11 protein-coding genes are annotated in these 22,114 nt (G+C 67.5%); 8 read left to right on the forward strand and 3 right to left on the reverse strand.

The genetic code is table 11. The features are described 5' to 3' along the window. Positions 1 to 2 precede the first annotated feature (2 nt). The 3 genes from AB1824_05440 (at position 3) to AB1824_05450 (ending at position 3,064) form a co-directional block, all read left to right on the forward strand. A complete protein-coding gene (locus tag AB1824_05440; protein MEW5764401.1) occupies positions 3 to 1,376 on the forward strand; it encodes a TolC family protein in 1,374 nt (457 codons plus the stop codon). Then, positions 1,373 to 2,392, forward strand: a complete 1,020-nt coding sequence (locus tag AB1824_05445) for an alpha/beta fold hydrolase (GenBank protein MEW5764402.1) — start codon at positions 1,373 to 1,375, stop codon at positions 2,390 to 2,392. The genes AB1824_05440 and AB1824_05445 overlap by 4 nt, the downstream gene beginning before the upstream one ends. A 72-nt stretch (positions 2,393 to 2,464) precedes the next feature. After that, complete coding sequence (locus tag AB1824_05450) at positions 2,465 to 3,064, forward strand: DVU0298 family protein (protein ID MEW5764403.1); 600 nt, start codon at positions 2,465 to 2,467, stop codon at positions 3,062 to 3,064. Here AB1824_05450 and AB1824_05455 read toward each other — a convergent pair. From AB1824_05455 to AB1824_05465, 3 genes are all read right to left on the reverse strand, one after another. Next, complete coding sequence (locus tag AB1824_05455; protein ID MEW5764404.1) at positions 3,042 to 3,521, reverse strand: DUF2231 domain-containing protein; 480 nt, start codon at positions 3,519 to 3,521, stop codon at positions 3,042 to 3,044. The genes AB1824_05450 and AB1824_05455 overlap by 23 nt on opposite strands. A gap of 27 nt (positions 3,522 to 3,548) precedes the next feature. After that, on the reverse strand, positions 3,549 to 4,589 hold the full coding sequence (gene queA / locus AB1824_05460; GenBank protein ID MEW5764405.1) for a tRNA preQ1(34) S-adenosylmethionine ribosyltransferase-isomerase QueA: 1,041 nt from the start codon (positions 4,587 to 4,589) through the stop codon (positions 3,549 to 3,551). Positions 4,590 to 4,719: 130 nt separating this feature from the next. Continuing rightward, positions 4,720 to 6,129, reverse strand: coding sequence for an HD domain-containing protein (locus AB1824_05465; protein ID MEW5764406.1), 1,410 nt, complete (start codon positions 6,127 to 6,129; stop codon positions 4,720 to 4,722). 383 nt (positions 6,130 to 6,512) lie between these two features. Here AB1824_05465 and AB1824_05470 point away from each other — a divergent pair, with 383 nt between their 5' ends. The 5 genes from AB1824_05470 to AB1824_05490 all read left to right on the forward strand — a co-directional run. Beyond that, complete coding sequence (locus AB1824_05470) at positions 6,513 to 11,756, forward strand: carboxypeptidase regulatory-like domain-containing protein (GenBank protein ID MEW5764407.1); 5,244 nt, start codon at positions 6,513 to 6,515, stop codon at positions 11,754 to 11,756. A gap of 274 nt (positions 11,757 to 12,030) precedes the next feature. Beyond that, positions 12,031 to 17,487, forward strand: coding sequence for a carboxypeptidase regulatory-like domain-containing protein (locus AB1824_05475; GenBank protein ID MEW5764408.1), 5,457 nt, complete (start codon positions 12,031 to 12,033; stop codon positions 17,485 to 17,487). Between the two features lie 334 nt (positions 17,488 to 17,821). After that, the gene (locus AB1824_05480; GenBank protein MEW5764409.1) at positions 17,822 to 18,964 is read left to right on the forward strand and encodes a hypothetical protein; all 1,143 of its coding nucleotides are present in this window, start codon (positions 17,822 to 17,824) and stop codon (positions 18,962 to 18,964) included. 65 nt (positions 18,965 to 19,029) lie between these two features. Further along, positions 19,030 to 19,947 (forward strand): hypothetical protein, encoded by a 918-nt coding sequence (locus AB1824_05485; protein MEW5764410.1) that lies wholly within the window; start codon positions 19,030 to 19,032, stop codon positions 19,945 to 19,947. A gap of 582 nt (positions 19,948 to 20,529) precedes the next feature. Continuing rightward, positions 20,530 to 22,114, forward strand: a 1,585-nt coding sequence (locus tag AB1824_05490) for a hypothetical protein (GenBank protein MEW5764411.1), incomplete at its 3' end; no start/stop codon positions are given.

Raw genomic sequence — 22,114 nt, forward strand, 5'->3', positions numbered from 1 at the left:
CCATGCGTCACGTCCCTTCACGCGGTTCACTCGTCCTCTTCGTCCTCTTCTCCGCGGCGGCGGCGGCGCCCAACCCCTCGCCCGCCCAGGAGCCGCCGGCGGAGCCGATGGGCATCGAAGCCTGTGTTCAGGAGGCGCTGAGGGCGAATCCCCTCCTCGAGGCGGCTGGACACGGGCTCCTCGCGGCAAGGGAGGCGGAGAGCGCGGCCCGTTCCGCCTACCTTCCCCGCCTGGATTTTCAGGCCGCCTCCCGGCGCTTCGAGAGCCGGGCCTTCCTGCCCTCCGCCCTCACCGGCGAAGCGGCTCCCGCGGGGGGCATTTCACCCGTCATCGGCCCGGTCAACCAGCACTCCCTCGCGATGAAAGGCACGTACACGCTCTTCGACGGCGGACTGAGGCGGGCCGAGGCCGCCCACGCCGCGGCGGGGACTTGGGGCGCTCTGCACGCGCGCGAGGAGGCGAGGCAGAAGGTGGTCCTCTCGGTCCACAAAGCCTTCTACGGTGCGCTGGCGGCCCAGGAGTCCCTCGGCGTGGCGGAGAAGGTCCTGGAGCGCGCCTTGCAGCACGAGCGCATGGCCCTGGCCCGAAGGGAGACGGGGGACGCGCCCCTGGCCGACGTGCTGAGGGCACGGGTCCGGACCTCCGAGGCCAGGGTGGCCCTCCTGCGGGCTTCCTCCGACGTCTCCGTGGCCATGGGAGCGCTGAACGCGGCCATGGGCCGCCCTCCCCAGACGCCCCTTTCGATTCGGCACGATCCGCGGACACCGGCCGATGCCCCCCTTCCCTCGGTCGGAGAGGCCCTCGCCGCGGCCCTTTCGGAGAGGCCCGAACTGGACGGGGCCGTTCAGCGCGTGGAGGCCGGGCGGCGCCGCGTGGAGGCGGCTCGCAGCGCGTTCGTTCCGAAGGTCCGGCTGGAGGGTTCCTACGGACGCCTCGACCAGGGCTTCTTCCCGGGCGACAGGGACTGGTCCCTCGGGATCGCGCTGGCCGTTCCCGTCTTCACGGGCTTCGCCCGGGGTCACGACCTGGCTCGGGCGCGCGCCGAGCTGGCCCGATCCGAGAGCGAGGCGCTATGGGTCGTACTCGCGGTGGAACAGGAGGCCTTCGCCGCGCTGGCTCGGGCCGAGGAGTCCAGGGCCGCCGTGCTCGCGGTCCGGGATCTCGTGCGCGAGGCGGAAGAGAGCCTCCGAATGGCCAGGGAGCGGTACGCCGAGGGCGCCGGGACGATCACGGACCTGCTCGACGCCGAAACGGGCCTCAGCGAAGCGCGCCTCCGCGAAGTTCGCGCGGTGTACGAGGAGCGGATGGCGGCGGCCGAATTGCGGTGGGCCACCGGTCGGGCGGACGGTGAAACCAGCGGGACGGGGGAGCGATGAACGGCACGGACATCCAGGCGCGGAGCCGCGTGCAGGCGATCCTGGGCCACTACTGGACGCTCGCGCCGAGGATCGCCCACGGGCTGAGGCCCGAACGGGCGCCCGAAGCAGGGCCGTGGACCTCCCTTGTTCAAGATGCCCGTGCGGGCTCCGTGAGGCTGACGGGCCTGTACCGGAACCTCGGGGCGGGAACGCCCCTCCTCGTGGTCGTCCACGGGCTCGGGGGAACGGCGTCGAGCTACTACGCCTGCCGGGCGGCCCGGGCGGCGGAGGCCGCCGGCTTGTCCTGCCTTCGCCTCAACCTCCGGGGCGCGGCCCGGGACGGGGAGGACTTCTACCACGCCGGCCTCGTGGAGGACCTGGAGGCGGCCCTCGCTTCTACCGAGACGAGCGACCATCCGGACGTCTACGTCCTGGGCTATTCCCTCGGAGGCCACCTCGCGCTGAGGTACGGCTGTCTCCGGCCCGATCCCCGGGTCCGCGCCCTGGCGGCCGTCTCCGCTCCCCTCGATCTCTCCGCGTGCGCCGACTGGATCGACCGGCCGGGGGCCTTGATTTACCGGAGGTATCTGCTGAGGTCCCTTTTCGAGATGTACGACAGAACCGCATCGCGCCGCCCCCACCTGCTTCCGCCGGACGGCGTGCGAAACATTCGGTCCATTCGCGCCTTCGACGAGGCGGTGGTGGCCCCGCGGCATGGCTTTGCGGGCGCAGCGGATTACTACGAGCGGGCCAGCGCGGGCCCCCTCCTCCACCGCCTCGCGCGCCCCGCCCTTCTTCTTCTTTCTCCCTACGACCCCATGGTTCCCGCGGGCTCGGCCGTACCGTGGCTGATCAAGGCCTCGCCCCTCCTGACGGTCCGCTGGACCGCACGGGGCGGCCACGTGGGCATGCCCAGCGGCCTGAGGATCGGAGAAGGCGCGGAGCCCGGAGCCGAGAACCAGATTGTGGGGTGGTTCAGGCGCCAGGGACGGAAGGGGGCCCAAACCGCTGCGGCGTATCCTGGCCATGGTTGATGGCATCTGGATGAAAGGCTTCCAGTGGAGTGGGCGGCCGCAGGAGAAGGAAGTCCCCCATCGGAGGACCGGATGGACCGGAGAGCCCTGAAGCGGATCATCGAGGACCGCCTCGCGGCGCGGGATTGCGAATGGCTTCTCTCGGAAGGCCTCCCCGCCGGGCGGCTCCTTCGCCAGCTGGTCCAGCTCCTCCAGCGTCCGGACGATTTGTTGAAGTGGCGGGCGGTCGAGGCGCTGGGACGGGCCGCCAGAGCCCTTCCCCCTTCGGACCCGTCCCTCGCGGAAATCCTGCGCGGCCTCTTCTGGATGATGAACGACGAGTCGGGGAACCTCTGCCGCATGGCCCCGGAAGCCATCGGGGAAATCCTTTCGGCCCGCCCGGACCTCGGGCCGGCCTTTGCACCCCTCCTGGTTCCGTTCCTTCACGAGGAACCCTTCGAGGCGGGCACCCTCTGGGCCCTCTGCCGGATGATCTCGAGCGGCTGTCCCGAACCGGAAGGCGTGGACCCTTCTGACCTGTCCCTCGCCCTTTGCCACCCAGATCCCCGGCGAAGGGGGCTGGCGCGCAGGTTCTGCCGCCTGACCGGCCGGCCGCTCCCGCCGGGTCCCCCGGCGGTCTTCGAGGAGTACGACGCGGAGGGCGGGGGATTCACCCGGTCGGTGGAGGCGTGACGTTTTTCGGGGCTTCCGCGCGGACCCCGACGCCGTATTCGAAGACGAGCCGCCCTCCCTGCATGGCCGTGACCGCCACCAGGACCGCCGCGGCCAGCGCCAGGAAGGGGAGCCCCCACGGGCCCGAACGCACGGTCCGCTTCTTGGCGAGTTCCAGCCCGCTCAAGATCCCCAGGGCCACCAGGGCCCCCAGGGTCAGGAGGCCCAGGTCCTCGTGGAGGTCCGCCGCGGCTTCGGCGCGAAGGAACCGCTCCGAATCTTCCATGACGGCGCGCGCCACCTGACCCGTCAGGTAGGCGGGCACGGAGAGGGCGGAGCCCATCAGGAGGGCCGCAAGCCCGAAGCGCCACGCCTCTTCCCGGCCGCGGATCCGCCCATACAGGAGGAGGCCCGCCCCGACGGCGCTGAGGGAGATGGGGAAGTGTACGAACGCGGGGTGCAGGAGTTCGATGGCCATGGGGGGAGGATAGCACGGGGCCGCCCGCTACCGCCCCTGCGCCCCCCACGCGAGCATGGCGTCCCCGTAAGAGTAAAAGCGGTAGTTAAGGGCCACGGCCTCGCGGTAGGCCGACAGGACGCGCTCCCTTCCGGCGAGGGCCGAGACGAGCATGATCAGCGTGGAGCCCGGGAGGTGGAAATTCGTGACCAGGCCGGATACGGCACGGAAGCGGAATCCGGGCGTGATGAAAAGATCCGTCTCGTACTCCCCTGGAATCACGGTTCCATGGCGGCGCATCTGGTCCTCCAGGCTCCGCGTGACGGTGGTGCCCACCGCGACGACGCGGCGCCCTTCGGCCAGGGCGGCGTTCACCTCGCGGGCCGTCTCTTCCGGAACCGCGTAGGGCTCCGGGTCCATCCGGTGGTCTTCCACCCTTTCGGCGGTCACGGGCTTGAAGGTCCCCGGGCCCACGTCCAGGCGTAGGCGCACGACGCGCACGCCACCCGTTTCGAGGGCTCGGAGGACCCGCGGCGTGAAGTGGAGCCCCGCCGTGGGGGCCGCCACCGAACGCCCTTCGCGGGCGTAGACCGTCTGGTACCTCCGGGCGTCTTTTTCCTCCGGAGGGCGTGCGATGTACGGCGGCAGGGGCGTGGAGCCGAAGGCGCGGATCAGGGTCTCCATATTCGCCCCGCGGGCCCGGACCTTCCGGCGGCCCTCCCCGGCCGCGGCCAGGATTTCCAAACCCGCCGACCCGCCGGAAAGGGACACGAAGGCTCCCGCCTTCAACTTGCGCCCGGGCTTCACGAGAGCGTCCCAGGATTCCCCGTCCTCGGCGGGCTTCAGCAGGAACACCTCCGCCCGGCCGCCGCCGGGAAGCGCGCCGAGGAGCCTCGCCGGGATGACCTTCGTGTCGTTGAGGACCAGAACGTCCCCCGGAGAGAAGTGCGAGGGCAGGGCGCGGAAGCGGCCGTGGATCGGGTCCCCGGCGGGGGGAAGGACCAGCAGGCGGGAAGCGTCCCTCGGGCTCGCGGGATAGCGGGCGATGCGCTCGGAGGGAAGGTCGAATTCGAAGTCCCGGCGCCACATGGGTGGGAAGGGTACCACGGGGAGACGGCGGGGGAGGAGGGGGCCGGGTTCTCGGAGAGCGAAAGGACGAGCCATTGTCTGCGCTGCGGGCCGTCTTTTCGTTCAGCGCGGATCCCTCGACGGAGGGAGCCTACCTGGACTTGGGAGCCAGGTGCCGGTCGCGCCAATCCCGGAGGAAAGCCACCGCTCCCTCCCTCGTGGACACGGCGCCCTCCACTTGGCGCTCCAGGAGGGCGTCGAGGGCGCGCCCCAGGTCCGGTCCCGGGCGGGGCATGCCCAGGATCTCCAACGCCTCCAGGCCGTCCACGAACTTCGGGAGGTGGCGGATCTCCTCGCCTTCCCGGGCCGCCACGTCCAGGACCTCCCGGATCAGAGAGCCCAGTTCCTCCAGGTTCTCCCGGCGGTCCTTACCACGGGCGGCGGACTTGTCCGCGTAGGACAGGGCCAAAAGGAGCGGCAGGAGTTCCCCGAGGGAGTGGATCAGGCGGCGGACGGCGGTCTTTCTCGGAGAGGTCTTGAGGAGGGCCAGCGGCCGGAGGTGGTGGAGGCACAGGGTGGCGGCCTGCTCGGCGACGGCGTTGGGGAAGCGCAGGCGCCGAAGGATGTCCGAGGCCCGATCGGCCGAAGGTTTGGAGTGTCCGTAGAAGTGGACCTTTCCATCTTCGCCCACGGTGCGGGTGTCGGCCTTCCCGAGGTCGTGCAGGAGGAGGGAGAGGCGGAGGACTTCCTTCTGGCGCGCACCGAAGCGGGGGAGCCCGAGGCGCTCGGCCCAACGGGGCGGGCCGTCGAATTCCGCCAGGGCCTCCAAAGAGTGGCGGAGCACATCGGCGTGGTGGTAGTCGTTCTGCGCGAGCCCGTCCAGCCGCTTCAGTTCGGGGAAGAGCACGAAGAGGACGCCGGACTCGGCCATGGCCCGGCAGGCCCGTCCCGCCGCGTCGCCCTCGAAGAGACGCTCCAGCTCCAGGTGGAGCCTCTCGGGTGGCGCATCCAAGAGAGCGCCGGCCCGGAAGCCGAGGAGTCTCTCCGTGTCCGCCTCCAGCCGGAATTCCGGAAGCTGCGCCAGGAAGCGGTAGGCCCGGAGGACCCGGACGGGGTCGTCCTCCAGGGCCTGCTCCGAGACCAGCCGGATGAGTCCGGCGTCGAGGTCGCCGAGTCCGTTCGCCGGATCGAGGATCTCCCGGGTCCGGGGATCGTATCCGAGGGCGTTGAAGGTGAAGTCGCGCCGGAGGAGGTCGGTCTCGATGCCTCCGCCCTGCAAGGCCGTGAAGTCGAGAACCGCCGCGTCGAGGGGCACGCGATAGGTGGGGGCCGCCTCCTTTCCGAGGGAGACCACCCGCTTGCCCGCTCCATCGGCCAGGGAGGAGGCGAGTTCGTAAGGGTTGGGGGAAACGAAATCCACGTCCACGGGTTCGAGGCCCAGGGCCAGGTCCCTCAAGGCCCCCCCGACCAGGTAGACTCGCTCGCCGCGGGACGCCGCCTCTCCGAAGACGACGCGGGCAGGGGCCAGCGACTGCAGGGCAGTCCGGATGCGTTCTCTCACGACGTTGCCTCCCGCTGGTGAAAATATAGCGTCCCACACCCCGGACGTCGAAGGGCCCCTCTCAAGCGCCGCACCGGAGGGCGCGGGATCTGAACCGGGACATCGGCCGGCAACGATCCGAAACCAGTCCCTGGGGCATTGTTCTCGCGCTCTTCTCCTTCCCAAGGGGACAGGTTGACTTTCTCGAGATTCCCCCGTAGTCTGCCCTCAGACGGATTCACCGGCGTGTCCGCGACAAGTCAGGTTCCATGCGCTTCGCGGGGGAGGCCTTGGACCACGAGCACATCCGGCAACAGGAATGCAATCGAAGTGCGGTCATCCGGGGGGCCCGGGTCCGGGGGCTCCGGTTTTCGTCTGGCTTTCTTGGAAAGGGAGGGAACGGCATGAGAAGGACAGCATGGGTGGTGGTGTGTCTTGCCCTGGTCCTGACGGCGGTGGGCGCGATGGCGCAAGCCCCGCTCGCGGGCGCCGGCGAGACGCAGGTGTTCTATCCCCACGGGGTGGCGGTGTCGCCTCCCTTGAGGGACCTTCCGCCGGCCACGGAAATGGCGGCTCCCGGCGGGAACCGCGAAATCCCCAACCCCGCTCTCCAGAAGGGGACCATGACCGCCGCGCCGTCTTCCGAAGAGGGCGATCCGGCTGTCCAGTCCTCCCACGGCATGTACGCCATGCCGGGGACGGTGGCGGAGTTTGCGGGAATCGGGAACCTGGCGGGCGTGGCCCCGCCGGACACAGAGGGCGACATCGGCCCCGACCACTACGTCCAGTGGGTGAACCTCCACCTGGCGGCGTGGCAGATCAACCGCTCCACCGTTCCCTACACGGCCACGCAGGTCCTGGGGCCGATCGCGGGGAACACGATCTGGTCTTCCCTGGGCGGGCCGTGCGCGACGAACAACGACGGGGACCCCATCGTTTTGTGGGACCGCTTCCGGAACCGGTGGGTCATCAGCCAGTTCGCTCTGCCCGATCCGTACTACGTGGCCATCGCCGTCTCTCAGACGGCCGATCCCACGGGGGCGTGGTACCTCTATTGCTACGAGTACGACGCCACGAACATGAACGACTACCCGAAGTTCGGCATCTGGCCCGACGGCTACTACATGACGGTGAACCAGTTCGCCAACATGTCCTCCTGGGCGGGCGCGGGCGTGTGCGTCTTCGAGGCGGACCAGATGATCACGGGCAGCCCCACGGCCCGGATGCTGAAGGTGAACCTGGGCGCCGTGGACCTGAATTTCGGCGGCCAGTTGCCGGCCCACTTCGAAGGCATGACCAACCCTCCGGCCGGATCGCCCTGCTACATCATGCAGGTGGACGACTCCTCCTGGATCCCCCCGAACGACGCCCTCCGAATCTGGAAGGCCACCACGAACTGGTCCACCGGGACCCTGACCCTGGGCGTGGCGGGCCAGCCCGACCTCATCCTTCCGACGAACAACTGGGACATCCTCTGCTCCGGAACGCGAAACTGCATTCCCCAGCCCGGCACCACGCAGGCCGTGGACGCCATCGCGGACCGCCTGATGTACCGGCTGCAATACCGCAACTTCGGCTCCTACGAGTCCATGGTGGTGAACCACACGGTGAACGCTGGATCGAGCCGGGCCGGAGTGCGCTGGTACGAAGTGCGCAAGGACTCCACCCAGCCCGACTGGTACATTTACCAGCAGGGCACCTTCGCCCCGGCGGACACCTACCACCGCTGGATGGGCAGCGCGGCGCAGGACCACATGGGGAACCTGGCCGTGGGCTACAGCGTCTCCGACGCCTCCACCATGTATCCCTCCATTTACTACGCCGGCCGCCTGGCGGGCGACCCCCTGGGCGAACTGAGCCAGGGTGAAGCGTTGATGTACCTGGGTGCCGCCTCCCAGACGGGGGTGAACCGCTGGGGCGACTACTCCAGCATGAGCATCGACCCCTATGACGACTGCACGTTCTGGTACACCACCGAGTATTCGACGGGCGGTTGGGATTGGGAAACGCGGATCGGCGCCTTCAAGTTCGGCTCCTGCTCCGTCGGCCCGACGGGGACCCTGGCGGGCACGGTGACGGATGCGGCCACGGCTCTTCCACTCTCCGGCGCCACGGTGACGGCCACCAACGGGACCATCACCGTGAACACGACGACGGCGGCGGATGGCACCTACAGCATGACCCTGCCCGTCTCCCCGCCGAACTATGACGTGGGCGCGGCCCGGTACGGTTACGTGCCGGACGCTGTGACGGGTCTCGTCATCACCGACGGCATGACGACGACCCAGAACTTCGCCCTGGCCCCGGCCCCCAGCCACGTCGTCTCCGGAATAGTGACCGATTCCAACACGGGCTGGCCCCTTTACGCCGAGATCACCATCAACGCTCCGGGCTTCCCCACCACGACCCTCTTCACGGATCCCTTGACGGGCGGCTACAGCATCACTCTGGTGGACGGCATGGCCTACACCTTCGCCGTCTCCGCCTGGGTGTCCGGCTACGATCCGGGCGGCGCGGTGGTGGGTCCCTTCTCCACCGACGTGACGCAGGACTTCCCCCTGACCCCCAACCTGACGGACTGCAACGCCCCCGGCTACCATCCCGACTACGTGTGGATGGAGGACTTTGAGGCCGACAACGGCGGCTTCGCCGTGAGCGGGACCACCTCCTGGGCCTGGGGCGCTCCCACCAGCGGGCCGGGTGAGGCCCATTCGGGCGCCAACGTTTGGGCCACCAACCTGAGCGGAAACTACAACAACAGCGAGGACGGCTACATCACCTCCCCGGTCATCGACCTGAGCGCCTACGCGGGCCAGGTGCCCATCGTGGAGTGGTGGCAGTACCTGAACTCCGAGAGCGGGTACGACTACGGCAGTGTCGAGGTCACGAACAACGGGACGACGTGGACGCGCGTGTACGGCGAGGTCTCCGGCGCCGTGGACACGGCGTGGACGAAGCACACCGTGGTCCTCGACGCCACCTACGCCACGGCGGCCTTCCAGATCCGCTTCCGCTTCCGCTCCGACTCCAGCGTGGTCTACCCCGGATACTACGTGGACGACGTGGGCGTGGCCGTGGCCGCCATTCCTCCGGCGACCGTCCTTTACTCTCAGGACTTCGAGGCCAACAACGGCGGTTACGCCGTGAGCGGTACGACGTCCTTCGCCTGGGGCACGCCCACCTCCGGTCCCGGAGCCGCCCACTCGGGCGTCAACGTCTGGGCCACCAACCTCAGCGGCAACTACGGCAACGGCGAAAACGGATACCTGACTTCCCCCGTGATCGACCTCTCGGCAGGAGCCGGGAATTCCATCACCCTCGACTGGTGGCAGTATCTGCGCAGCGAATCCGGCTACGACTACGCCAGCGTGGAAGTCAGCAACGACTCGGGCACCAACTGGACGCGGGTTTACGGCGAGGTTTCCGGGAGCATCGACCTCGCCTGGGCCAAGAAGTCCGTGACTCTGGCCTCCACGTACGCCGTGTCCACCTTCCGGCTCCGCTTCCACTTCCGCTCCGATTCGAGCGTCACCTACCCCGGTTGGTACATCGATGACGTGAGCCTCAGCTACTCGAATGCCCCGCCGATTTCGGTCGGGTGTATCGCTCCGGAAACCGGTGGCCTGGTTGTGGGCAACGTTTACGACGCCAACACGAACAACCCGTTGAACGGCGCCGCGGTGATCTGCGCGGCTTCCGGCACGGCGGCCGCTACCGCGGCGACACCGGATGACCCGGCCCTGGACGACGGCTTCTACTGCCTCTACGCGGCGGACAACCCGAGCGACCTGACGGCCAGCATGACCGGCTACGGCCCCGACACGGCCACGGTGGCCGTCCCCACCTTCGGCGCCGTGTGGCAGGATTTCCACCTTCCCACGGGACGCCTGGAGGCCACTCCGTCTCCCATCGAAGTGACGGTAAGCCCCTCGGCCCCAACGACCAGCGTGACCCTGACCCTGAGCGAAACGGGCGGAGCCGACGCCACCTTCGATATCCGCGAGCGGGACGGCCACGTGCTGGCCCCGGCGCGGCGCTTCTCCGTCAAGGGGCAGGAGATGCTGGCCAGGAAGATGGAGAAGAAGTGGGAAGCGGGCAAGGAAGGCACCAGCATCGGACGCGCCCCGGCCATCCAATTCCAGGGCGAAAAGAAGCCCGGTACGGAGACCATGAGGCCGGTGGCCGCCCTTCTGGGCGAGCCCGCCTACGGCTGCAACATCTATCCAGGAACCAACCTCGTTCAGTGGCCCGACATCGATATCCCCGGCACCTGGACCGACCTCGGGAGCTACGGCAGCTACAGCTTCTTCGGCGGCGATTTCCTGAACGGCGACACGACGACGATGTACGCCGTGGACTACGACACCAACCAGCTCTGCGCCATCGACACGGCCACCCGCACCGTCACCGTCATCGGCCCTTGCACGCCCCTCGGCGGTGAAAGTTGGACGGGTCTGACTGGCTCCAACGACGGCACCCTCTACGGCTCGTCCACCGACATCACGCGTTCGACGCTCTACACCATTGATCCGTCCACGGGCGCCGCCACGGTAGTGGGGCAGATCACCAACGCTCCGGGCATCATCGACATCGCCATCAACGTGGCGGGCGAAATGTACGGCGTGGACATCGTGACCGACTCGCTCATTCACATCGACCCGGCCACGGGCGCCGGCACGGTGGTGGGCGGCCTGGGCGTGAACGCCAACTACGCGCAGGGAATGGACTTCGAGGACATCTCGGGCATCCTGTACTGGGCGGCCTACACCACCTCGGGCGAACTTCGCACCATCGACACGGCCACCGGCGCCAGCACCCTCGTGGGCGCCTTCCCCGGCGGGGCCGAGGTGGACTGCCTGGCCTTCACGACCTTCGGCTCCGGCGACGTGCCGTGGCTCTCGGAGACTCCCACCACGGGGACGGTGGCGGCGAACACGTCGGAGGCCATCACGGTGGACTTCGACGCCACAGGTCTGGCGCCGGGCGACTACCTGGCGACGCTGGTGGTGAACAACAACACGCTCTACGGCCGGATCAACGTTCCGGTGACGATGCACGTGGCGTACGACACGCTGGTGGCCACGGCGAGCTCCGACGTGAGCTTCGGCGAGGCGCCGCTGACGGTGAACTTCACGGGCGCGGCCACGGGCGGAGACGGGGTCTACACCTGGGCGTGGGACTTCGGCGACGGCGGGACCTCGACGGACCAGAACCCGACGCACGTGTACACGACGGCCGGCTTCTTCATGGCCGTGCTGACGGTGACGGACGGGCAGGGCTCAACGGCGACGGACACGGTGCTGATCCAGGTCACGATCCCCTTCGACATGAACTTCTACGACTACACGAACCGGGCCCAGCTGTGCGTGTGGAAGCAGACGGGCGCGTACCGGTGGATCGTCCTGTCCGGACCCTACGCGGGGATGACCTTCGAGGGGACGGGGGTGGTAGCCAACGGCGGCACGGCGTTCTGGACGAATCCGGCGGACCCGACCTACATCTACGCGACGTACGACAGCCGCCGCCACCGCGCGCGGGCGTACCTGACGAACACGACGATGGGCGTGTACTCGGCCATCGTGGACACCAACACCCTCGACAACCCGCCCTGCGGCGGAGGGGAGCCCGACGGGCCCTCCCAGAACTGACATTCGCTTCCTGAGGCACCTCGGGGCGCGGGGCTTCGGCTCCGCGCCCTTTTTCTTGTCCCACCCCTTGACGAAGCTCTCCCCTTGGGCATAAGGTCGTGGTACCGCATCATTGCGCGATCAACGGGGAGGGGAATCGGCCGTCGGGGCGGCTTTGGAGATTCTCACGGGGAATTCGCGTCAAGAACCCGTGGCGTGGCAGAAGGCTCCTGTGGGGCCAGGCGGGGATAGTGTGCGTCGCAGCAGATCTGCGGGAAAGAGGGAGGGACGAACCATGAGAGGGAAAGACGGGTGGATGGCGTGGCAAAGGGCGGTCCTGATCCTGATCGTCCTCATGCTGGCTATGCCCTGCGCGGCCCAGGTGGCCAAGCGCCGGGCGTCCAGCCTGGACGATCTCGCCTTCGTCAAGCCGGAACTCAGGGTCCAGCCGGCCGTGGCGGACCTCGACAGCCTTCGAGCCTTGGGTGCCGTCGAGGCCAAGGCCGTGGCCGAGGCCTACGACGCGTTTCTGAGCCGCGAGGGAGGCTCCTGGGTTCTCCTCGTGGATCGGAGCACGGGCCGGCCCCTGCTTTTGGAGGGCCAGGGCATCCCCTGGATCCCCGGCGCGAACTCGCTCACCTACGGGGATCTGGGCCTTCGGGGCCCTGACGTGTCGCTGGATTGGATGGAGGCCAGGGCGCTTTCGTTCTTGAACACCCATCCGGGCCTCTTTGGCGTGGAAGCGACCGACCTCGTGATCAACAAGGGAGCCTCGGGCCCCATCGGCGACTACCTCTACTTCCTCGATTTCGATTGGACCTACCACGGACTGCCCGTCGAGGGCGCCCACGTGATCTTCCGGGTGAATCACGGGAATCTCGTGCAGATAGGCGCCGAGGGCATCTCGGAGGCCATTCGTTCGCTGGATCCCCAGCCCTACCTTTCGGCACAGACGGCGACCGAGATCGCGGGAGGGTTCGTGGGCGGATTCCAGGAGGGAGATGAATTCCTGGGCCGGCCGGACCTGAAGGTCCTGCCCGTGGCGCTTCCGCCCGGGGACGAGACGGCGGCCTTCGACCGCCTCGCCTACCGGTTGGCATGGACCGTAGCGTTCCACCGGGAGGGCGTCATCGGCAACTGGCAGGTCCTGATAGACGCTCATACGGGGGAAGTCCTCTCCTTCCGCGACACCAACGACTACGGCAAGGTCCACGGCGGCGTCTATCCCAACGACCGGCCCGCCGCCGAAGTGGATCGCCCATTCCCCTTCGCGGATTTGGGCGGGGGACTCTTTTCCGATGCCGGGGGCCTTTTCACGGGGAACAACGCCACCTCCACCCTGAGCGGCCAGTACGTCCGGATTCAGGACGTCACCTGCGGCGCCGGGGGCGGGGCGGGCGTGATCAGCCTGACCACCACGACCGGCGACCTCGATTTCGGTTCGAGCGCCGGAAGAGACTGCGTGACGCCGGGGATCGGCGGTTCGGGCAACACCCACGCCGCCCGCACCCAGTTCTACCAGGTCAACCTCATCAAGATGAAGGCCCGCTCGTATCTCCCCGCCAACGCCTGGCTCGGCGCCCAGCTCACCGACCGGGTCAACATCAACGACGTCTGCAACGCCTACTGGTCGAGCGCATCCGGCACGGTCAACTTCTTCAAGTACGGTGTGTACGGCTCCTGGACCTGCGAGAACACGGGCGAACTTCCCGGTGTGTCCCTCCACGAATGGGGACACGGCATGGACTACAACGACGGGAACGGCGCCTCGCCGGAAAAGGGAACGGGGGAGACGTACGGCGATTTCACGGCCGTCCTGCAAACCCACAATTCCTGCGCGGGCAACGGCTTCTTCATTGGCGCCAACTGCTCGGGCTACGGAGACCCTTGCCTCTCCTGCTCGGGCATCCGGGACATCGATTACGCCGCCCACCAGAGCAACACGCCCGCCGTCCCGACCATGTTGAGCGGCTCCTCGGGCTTCCACTGCAACACTTCGGGCTCCTATTACGGCCCCTGCGGCTACGAGGGCCACTGCGAGTCGTACATTTCTTCCGAAGCCCTCTGGGATTTGGCCGTCCGGGACCTGGTGACCTGGGGGATGGACCTGAACACCTCCTGGCTCCACGTGGACAAACTCTGGTACAGGAGCCGGGGCACATCGGGTTCCGCGTACACGTGCCCCTCTCTGGCCACGACCCACGGGTGCGGCGCGACCAACTACTTCAGCACCTTCCGGGTCATCGACGACGACGACGGGAACCTGGCCAACGGGACACCCCACGCCACGGCCATTTTCGCCGCCTTCAACCGCCACGCCATCGCCTGCACGAGCGTCGTGAACACCGACTCCTCCGCGTGTCCTTCCATCGGCACGCCGGTCCTTGTGGGAACGGCGGGCAGCAATTCCAACGACCTGTCCTGGGGAGCGGTGACGAACGCGGCCACCTACGACGTGTACCGGAACGAGTCGGGGTGCGACGCCGGATTCACCCGTATCGCGACGGTCACGGCGCCCACCGTGACGTACACCGACAGCTCCGCCATCGACGGCCTGACCTACTACTACCGCATCCAGGCCGTGGGCTCCAACGTGTCGTGCTTCAGCGCCCTTTCGAATTGCATGACGCTCACCCCCTCCACGCCCAGCGGGATCCTTCAGGGGACCGTGACGGAGCAGGGAACGGGGCTTCCGCTGATGGGGGCCCTGGTGCACGCCGAATCGGGAGGGCTCATCTACGAGGCCACCACGGACCTCTCCGGGAATTACCAGATCAGCCCCATCGCCGTGGGCACCTACGACGTGACGGCGAGCCTCTTCGGCTACCTGCCGCAGACGGTGAACGGCGTGGCCATCGCCGAGGGCGCCACCACGACCCAGAACTTCGCGCTTGCGCCCGCGCCCAGCTCTGTTCTCTCGGGTCACGTTTACGACGGCGACACCGGATGGCCGCTCTATGCCTCCGTCCAGATCACCGGGCCGGGCTACCCGGGCACCACGATCTGGACCGACCCGGTGACCGGGTTCTACTCCATCACCCTCGTGGACGGGATCGCCTACACCCTGACGGTCACATCCTTTGTCACGGGCTACGACCCATTTTCTGATACGATGCTTCCCCTGAGCGGCGGCATGACATGGGACTTCGGTCTGGCGGCCACCGTCACGCCCTGCACCGCCCCCGGCTACGTGGGAACGGGCCTCTTCCAGAACTTCGACACGACGACCCCCCCGGCCCTTCCCGCCGGATGGGCCATGGTGCGTACGGGCGGCACGAACACGGCCACCGCCTGGGCCACACGGGCCGGAACTCGGTATCCGTCGGGCCAACCCTCCCACAGCGCCCCGAACCTGGTCTTCTTCAATTCCTTCTCGGTCACGACCGGAAACAACGCCCGCCTCTATTACACGGTTCCCCTGGACCTCACCGTGATCGGCGACCAGCTCTCCTTCTGGATGTACCACGATACCGGATACGCGACCTACAACGACAGGATTCAGGTCCAGGTCTCCACCGACGGCGGGACGATCTGGCAAGACGTGGGCGCGCCCATCTCCCGGTACCTGGCGGGCAGCAACTACTGGTCCCAGCACACCGTGACCCTCACGGGCTTCACTGGGAGCCCGACCAGCGTCCTCGTGGGAATCCACGGAATCAGCGCGTACGGGAACGACATCCACCTGGACGACATCCAGGTCGGTACGCCCAGTTGCAGTGCTCCCTCTTCGGGCGGCCTCATCGTGGGCAACGTTTTGGACCAGAACACGGGCCTGGGCATCACGGGGTCCACGGCGACCAACACGACCACGGGGGCCTCCATGACCACCGTGGGAACGGGGGGAGATCCCGCCGTGGAGGAGGGCTTCTTCTGGTTCTACGGCCCTGAAGGGACGAACGACTTGACGGCCACCCGAACGGGCTACTCCTCCGGTTCAACGTCCGCTTCAGTGCCTCACCTCTCTACGGTCCGGGCGGACATCCTCCTCGGGGCCGGCCAGATTACTCCAACCCCCGCGGCCGTCGATGTGACGCTCCCCGTGGACTCCACCGACACCTTGGTCCTGCGGCTGGACAATACCGGGACCTCGGACGCGAATTACATGATCAACGAGACCGGGTCGAGGACGCTCCTCCTGCCCTACGCCTGGACCGTTCTCCCCAATGCCCCTACGGGCGTTTCGCGCGCCGCGGGCGCCGCACTGGGCGGATACTTCTACATGATCGGCGGGGAATCCACCGGCGGCGGGCGCCTGGGCCTCGTCCAGCGATTCGACCTTTCGGCGAACGCCTGGGACACGGCTCTTCCCGCCATGCCCACGGGCGTCTCCAACATCACGGCGGCGGCACTGGGGAACGACATTTGCGTGGTGGGAGGAAGCGGGGCGTCGGCCAGCACCAACGCCCTCCAGGTCTTCCACACGGCCTCAGGGACCTGGGAGACGGTGACCTCGGACCCGTATCCCCAGACCGCCTACGGCGTCGTCGTGGCGGTCCACGGGAACAAGCTCTACGCCTTCGGCGGCTACACGACCACGTACATCAACAATGCCTACGTCTACGATCCGGCCGCCGCCGCCGGCTCCCGCTGGACCGCCCTCGCCGCCGCGCCGGTGAGCGGAGCGTGGGGCGGGGCCATGGCCATCGGGGACCGCATCTTCTGGGCCGGCATGCGAAACTCCACGGCGGACCTGGCCACCGTCGTCGCCTACGACGTCCCGTCCAACACGTGGGTCTCCTATCCGAATCTTCCCGCGGCCCGAGGAGGCGCCGGCGTCTGGACCAACGGGGCGAACCTCGTGGTGGGCGGCGGCGGTTGGTCCTCCTACAGCACGGCCGTCTACGAATACGACACGAATCAGGGGACGGGGGGGACCTGGTCCACCACCAACAGCCTCAACGCAGGGCGCCGGGCCTTCGCCTTTGCCACCGACCTCCTTGGTCAACTCTACGCGGCCGGCGGTTGGAACGGCTCCTACATGACGGCGGCCGAGATGACCCAGGCCTTCGCCGACTGTCCCTGGCTCACCGAATCCCCATTGACCGGGACGATTTCTCCGGGCCTTGGCCACGACATCGACCTGCACTTCGACACGACCGGCCTCGTCGCCGGCACCACCTACCAGACGGACCTTCTCATCACCAACGATACCCCCTACGGGAACCTCACCGTACCCGTCACCCTCCACGTGACCTATCCGCCCCTGGTGGCGGCGGCCTCGGCGGCGCCCACGAGCGGCACGGCGCCGCTGGCGGTGGCCTTCGCGGGAAGCGCCACGGGCGGCGACGGATCCTACACCTGGGAGTGGGACTTCGGGGACGGCTCGGCCCACGCCCTGACGCAGAACGCAAACCACACCTACATCGCCCCCGGCGTCTTTACAGCGACGCTCACCGTCACCGACGGCCAGGGATGGGTGGATACGGACACCGTGGACATCACCGTCACGGTGCCCTTCGACAGCAGTTTCTACGACGACGCGGGCCGGGCCCAGGTGTGCGTGTGGCGGCAGGCCGGCATCTACCAGTGGACGATTCTCACGGGACCCAGCGCCGGAACCACGTACACCGGCATCTGCGTCGTGGCCAACGGCGGCACGGCCTTCTGGAGCGCCGTGGGCGATCCGGTGAGCTTCTACGTCACTTACGATTCCAGGAGGAGAAGGGCCAGAGGCTACCTGACCGACACGGCCTCGGGGGTCTATTCGGCCATCGTGGATTCGAACACGACCAACAATCCTCCCTGCCCGTAAGGGACCGGAATGAGCCACCTCGGGGCGCGGGGCTTCGGCTCCGCGCCCTTTTCTTGTTCCGGGGAAAAGGGGTCCGGGGTTCGAACCGGGTGGAAAAGCCTGGCTCCGGATTCACCCGGTGGAGGAGGTCCAGCGTTCTTTCTGAAGGATGGGGCATCCCGCCCAGTGAGAACCTAGTTGCCGATTTCTGATTGATAGGAGTAGAAACCGAAGGTATACCTGTCACCAGGTTCACGGTGCGAGGGCCGGGGTGCTTCGCTCCACGCGGGGGAAACCGGGAGGCGAAGCACGACCAGACCATCAGAACGGGACGGATCATGAGGAGAAGAGCGCCATGACGGGAACCATTCGAAAGGCGGGTGCGTGTCTGATTCTGATTCTGGGGCTCATACCGGGCCTGTGGGCCTGGGCCGAGGATGGCCTGGAGGGGCGCCAGAATGCCCTCGAAGCTCCGGCACCGCCGGCTCCGGCCGCCGCCTATGAACGGGCCGCGAACTCGGTGGTCCCCGCGGCGGAGATCCTGATCTACGCCGACGATCCCTACCACGCGGCCTCCAATACCTTCCTGGACCAGGCCCTCCAATATTGGGGACTGCCCTACGAGGCCCACTACGACGGCGACTTCTCGGGCTTCGAGGCGGCCCTCGAGCTGGGCGGACCCTGGACCCTCGTCCTCTTCGGCAACGACAACTACGGCGCTCCCGAGTCGGTTTTCGACGCGCTGGAGGCCTACGTGGCGGGCGGCGGAAAACTGATCCTGAACACTTGGGTCATAAACAGTTATCCCGGGCATCCCCTCTGGGCCACGTTGGGTGTGGGCTATGCCGTAAACAACTACGACCCGCCGGCGCCCGTGTACTGGTGGGACCCGTCCCACCCCTTCTTTACGGACCCCATGGCCGTGCCCGAGCTGACGAGCCTCACGGGGTACCGCTACGGCACCTATGGCCAGTTCGTCGATCCCCTTCCCGGCTTCGAGGCCCTGGCGGGGTACGCGGCTTCGCCCGCCCCGGGCCAGGCGGCTCTCCTTCTCGGCAACGACGGGAGGACGGTCTACAAGGCCTTCCTCGACGGCCAGAACGACGCCGACCTGGACGGGGATTTGATCCTGGACGGGATAGAACTCTGGATCGACCTCGTCCGGGGAGTTCGAGAGGGGGTGGTCGTCTACGACGTCCTCTTCCAGGACGATCTGGGCCGGAGCCAGCTCTGCATCGCCAAGAAGACGGGCCACTACATCTGGAGCCTGAATAGCACGGGAGCCCTGTACACCGGCGTCGGCGAGGTGGCCAACGGCGGAACGGCCTTCTGGACGCTCCCCGAGGACCCCAACTACATCTACAGCGTGTACGACTCCCGGCGGAAGCGGGCCCGCGCCTACTTCAGCAACACGGAGGACGGAGTCTACTCGAGCCTTGTGGACCGCAACACGGCCAACAACGAGGGCGAGTGCTCCACCGAACCGCAGGAGCGATAAGGAAGAGCAACCCGGCGGTTGAGCACCGCCGAGAACTTTGTCGGAGGAAAGTGAGGAGGGACATCATGAAGTCGAGACGGGCCATTTCCATCCTGGTTCTGGCGGGTCTGGTTCTCTCGGGGGCGGTCCTGGCCTTCGATCCCAACGACGCGGGCGTCCCCGTGCCCGAACCGAACCCCGGAGAGGTCTACACCGTACCCAACGCCTGCGTCACGATCAACGGCGTCCTCGGCAGCGGGTCCGCCGATTGGGCTTGGACGACCGGGACCATCCCCGGGTACCGGATTTTCCGGGACGGCAACCCATCGTCCTGCGCCTCGCCGAAGTCGTGTCCGGGGACCTGTTGCACCACTTCGTGCGCCTTTGACGCCTACACGATCTACAACACGACGGGCGCCGAATTGTGCGTGGAGGCGGACCTGAACGTCGCCGCGGACTACCTCCATCTCGTCGCCTACGACGGTGTCTTCGACCCTGCCGACATTTGCATCAATTACCTCGGGGACAGCGGGAGCAGCGCCGGCAGCGGCTCCACGGAAGGCCTCTCCGTTACGTTGCCCGCGGGCGCCGGCATCGTGTTCGTGGTTCACGAGAACACGCCCGGGGCGGGGATCGGCGACTCCTACCTCCTCACCGTCAACGGCGCGTGCGGCGGCGCCTTCGCTCCCGACCTGACCTTACTGGACGACCTGGGGCGCTCGGAGCTGTGCATCCAGAAGTCCAACGGGATGTACCAGTGGACCAACGCCGACGGGTCGGTCTACGCGGGCACGGGCGTGGTGGCCAACGGGGGCACGGCCTTCTGGACGCTGCCCGAGGACCCGACGTACATCTACGCGACCTACGACAGCCGGCGCAAGCGCGCCCGGGCCTACTTCACGAACAGCGACGATGCCGTCTACAACAGCCTCGTGGACCGGAACACGACCAACAACCCCGAGTGCGGCAGCCTGATCGAAGTGGAGCCTCCGCCGGTCTACTGAGCCGCGAGGAGACCATAGCCATGGGACCATCGGGGCGCGGGGCAACCCGCGCCCCTTCCTCTTCGCGGTTACCCGTCCTTATCCTACTTGTGCAGTCGTACACATGGTTTCCGATCCATCGGAGTTCAGAATCTCCTTGTGAATGAGGCCGCTTCAGTGGGATTTCCACGCGAAATCCGACGCCCTCTTGAATGCCTTGACATGGCATCCGTACGGCCTCGCGCTAGGGGCGTGGACGTCGAATCGAACAGGTCGCTCCCTGCCCAAGAGGGCCCCAGAGTGATCGGTACACCAGGAGACAGCCGGTTCGTATGGAAATTCTGTGTAGAGAGTAATCGTCTCGTTCATGCGGCTGTAAGGACTTTCTAGTCAGGTCGATACATGCATCGGGAACGAAGTATCCGCCCCGGAGCGTGCTTCGGAAGCCCACAGCCGGCCCATGCGCCGGAGCAGACGGCGCCCGCAGTCCAGAAGCGCAGGGAGTGTATCCCTTGACTTTCCATCGGGACACATGGACACTGGGTTCGCATCTGGATCCTCAGTCACCGACGTGCAGGGATTGAGAAAGAGGAGGGAAGGGCCATGCGTTCATGCGGGAGGTGTGTTCTTGTAGCCGTCTTGCTGGGGACCCTGGGGCTATTCGCCTGGGCGGGGACGGGAGCCGTCCCCCAGGTCTCCAGCGGGAAGACGATCGTGAAACTGGCTCCGGCTGGGCCTGTGGCGCCTCCGGAGAACCTGGCCCAGGAAAACGTGGGCGACGTCCCGGAGGAGCCGCCGTCTCCGCCGGACCAATTCGCCCCCCATGCGGTCCTGTGGGACCAGCCCGTGTCCTCCGTGAACACGGGGGTTTACGTGGATCAGGACTTTATCGATTTTCCGACCTACAGTTCCTACCTGGCCGATGATTTCACCAATGCCGGGCCTTGGAGCATTACCTCCATCTTCGTTGCGGGAGGCGGTTGGAACGGCTTCTCCTCCCTCGCCAACGCCACGGCTTTGAACTGGGCCATCTACGCCGATGGCGGGGGGGTTCCCGACGGCGATCCCTCGGGGGGAGGCAACGCTCCGGTCTGGTCCCTCAGCCTCCTCCCATCCGACCCCCAGGTCGCCCTCACCATCAATCCCACCTACGGGATCCTGAGCGACACCCTGCTCACGCTTTCCGCGCCCGTGGCCCTTCCGCCGGGCACCTACTGGCTCGTTTTTTATCCCACGCTGGCCTTCGAGGGCGGCGGCCAGTTCGGCCGCTTCCCCTCCGACACGGCCAACGGCGCCACGGCCCAGTTCATCAACCCCGGAGGGGCCTTCGGATACGGAACCGCTTGGCAGAACTGGAACATCTTGGGGGCCGCGCAAACGGATCTGGCCTTCCGAATCGAGGGCGACCTGGCTTCCTGCACGGTCCTCTACGACAACGGGCCCCTGGTGACCCACGTCGCGGGGTGCTCCGGGCAGGACGCCAGCCGGCTTCAGACGGGGCTGGGCATGAACACCCTGGGCTTCGGCCACCAGGCCGACCTGGGCTACCGGATGGCCGACGACTTCACGCTCACGTCCACGGCGCAGATCGACCAGATCGACTTCTTCGCCTACCAGACGGGAGCGCCCACTACCTCGCCGATCACGGCCGTCTACTACCAGATATGGGACGGCCCGCCCAACGCAGGCGGGACGGTGATCTTCGGCGACCTCACGACAAACCGCCTCACGGCCACGGAGTTCTCCAACATCCAGCGGGACAGCGAAACGAGCTCCTGCGCCAACGACCGGTACATCTTCCGGAACACCTGCTCGGCGGGGGTCAGCCTCCCTGCCGGCACGTACTGGATCGACTGGATGACGGACGGGAGCCTCTCTTCGGGTCCCTGGGCGCCGCCCATCACCGTCCTGGGCCAGACAACCACCGGGAACGCCCTGCAGTACACCACGGCCTGGGCTTCGGCCAACGATTCGGGCACGCTGACCCAGCAGGGCATGCCCTTCGTGCTTTACACCTGCGCGGCGGGCTGTCCGACGATCACCATCGACCCGGCGGTTCTGCCGCCCATGCAGAGGGGCACGCCCTGGTCGGTGACCTTCACGGCGTCGGGCGGGACGGCGCCCTACTCCTTCTCGCTGACGGGGACGGTGCCTCCTGGGCTGATCTGGGACCAGGTGAGCGCGACGC

Source organism: Acidobacteriota bacterium (genome assembly GCA_040752915.1).
In the GTDB taxonomy this organism is placed as follows: domain Bacteria; phylum Acidobacteriota; class UBA4820; order UBA4820; family DSQY01; genus JBFLVU01.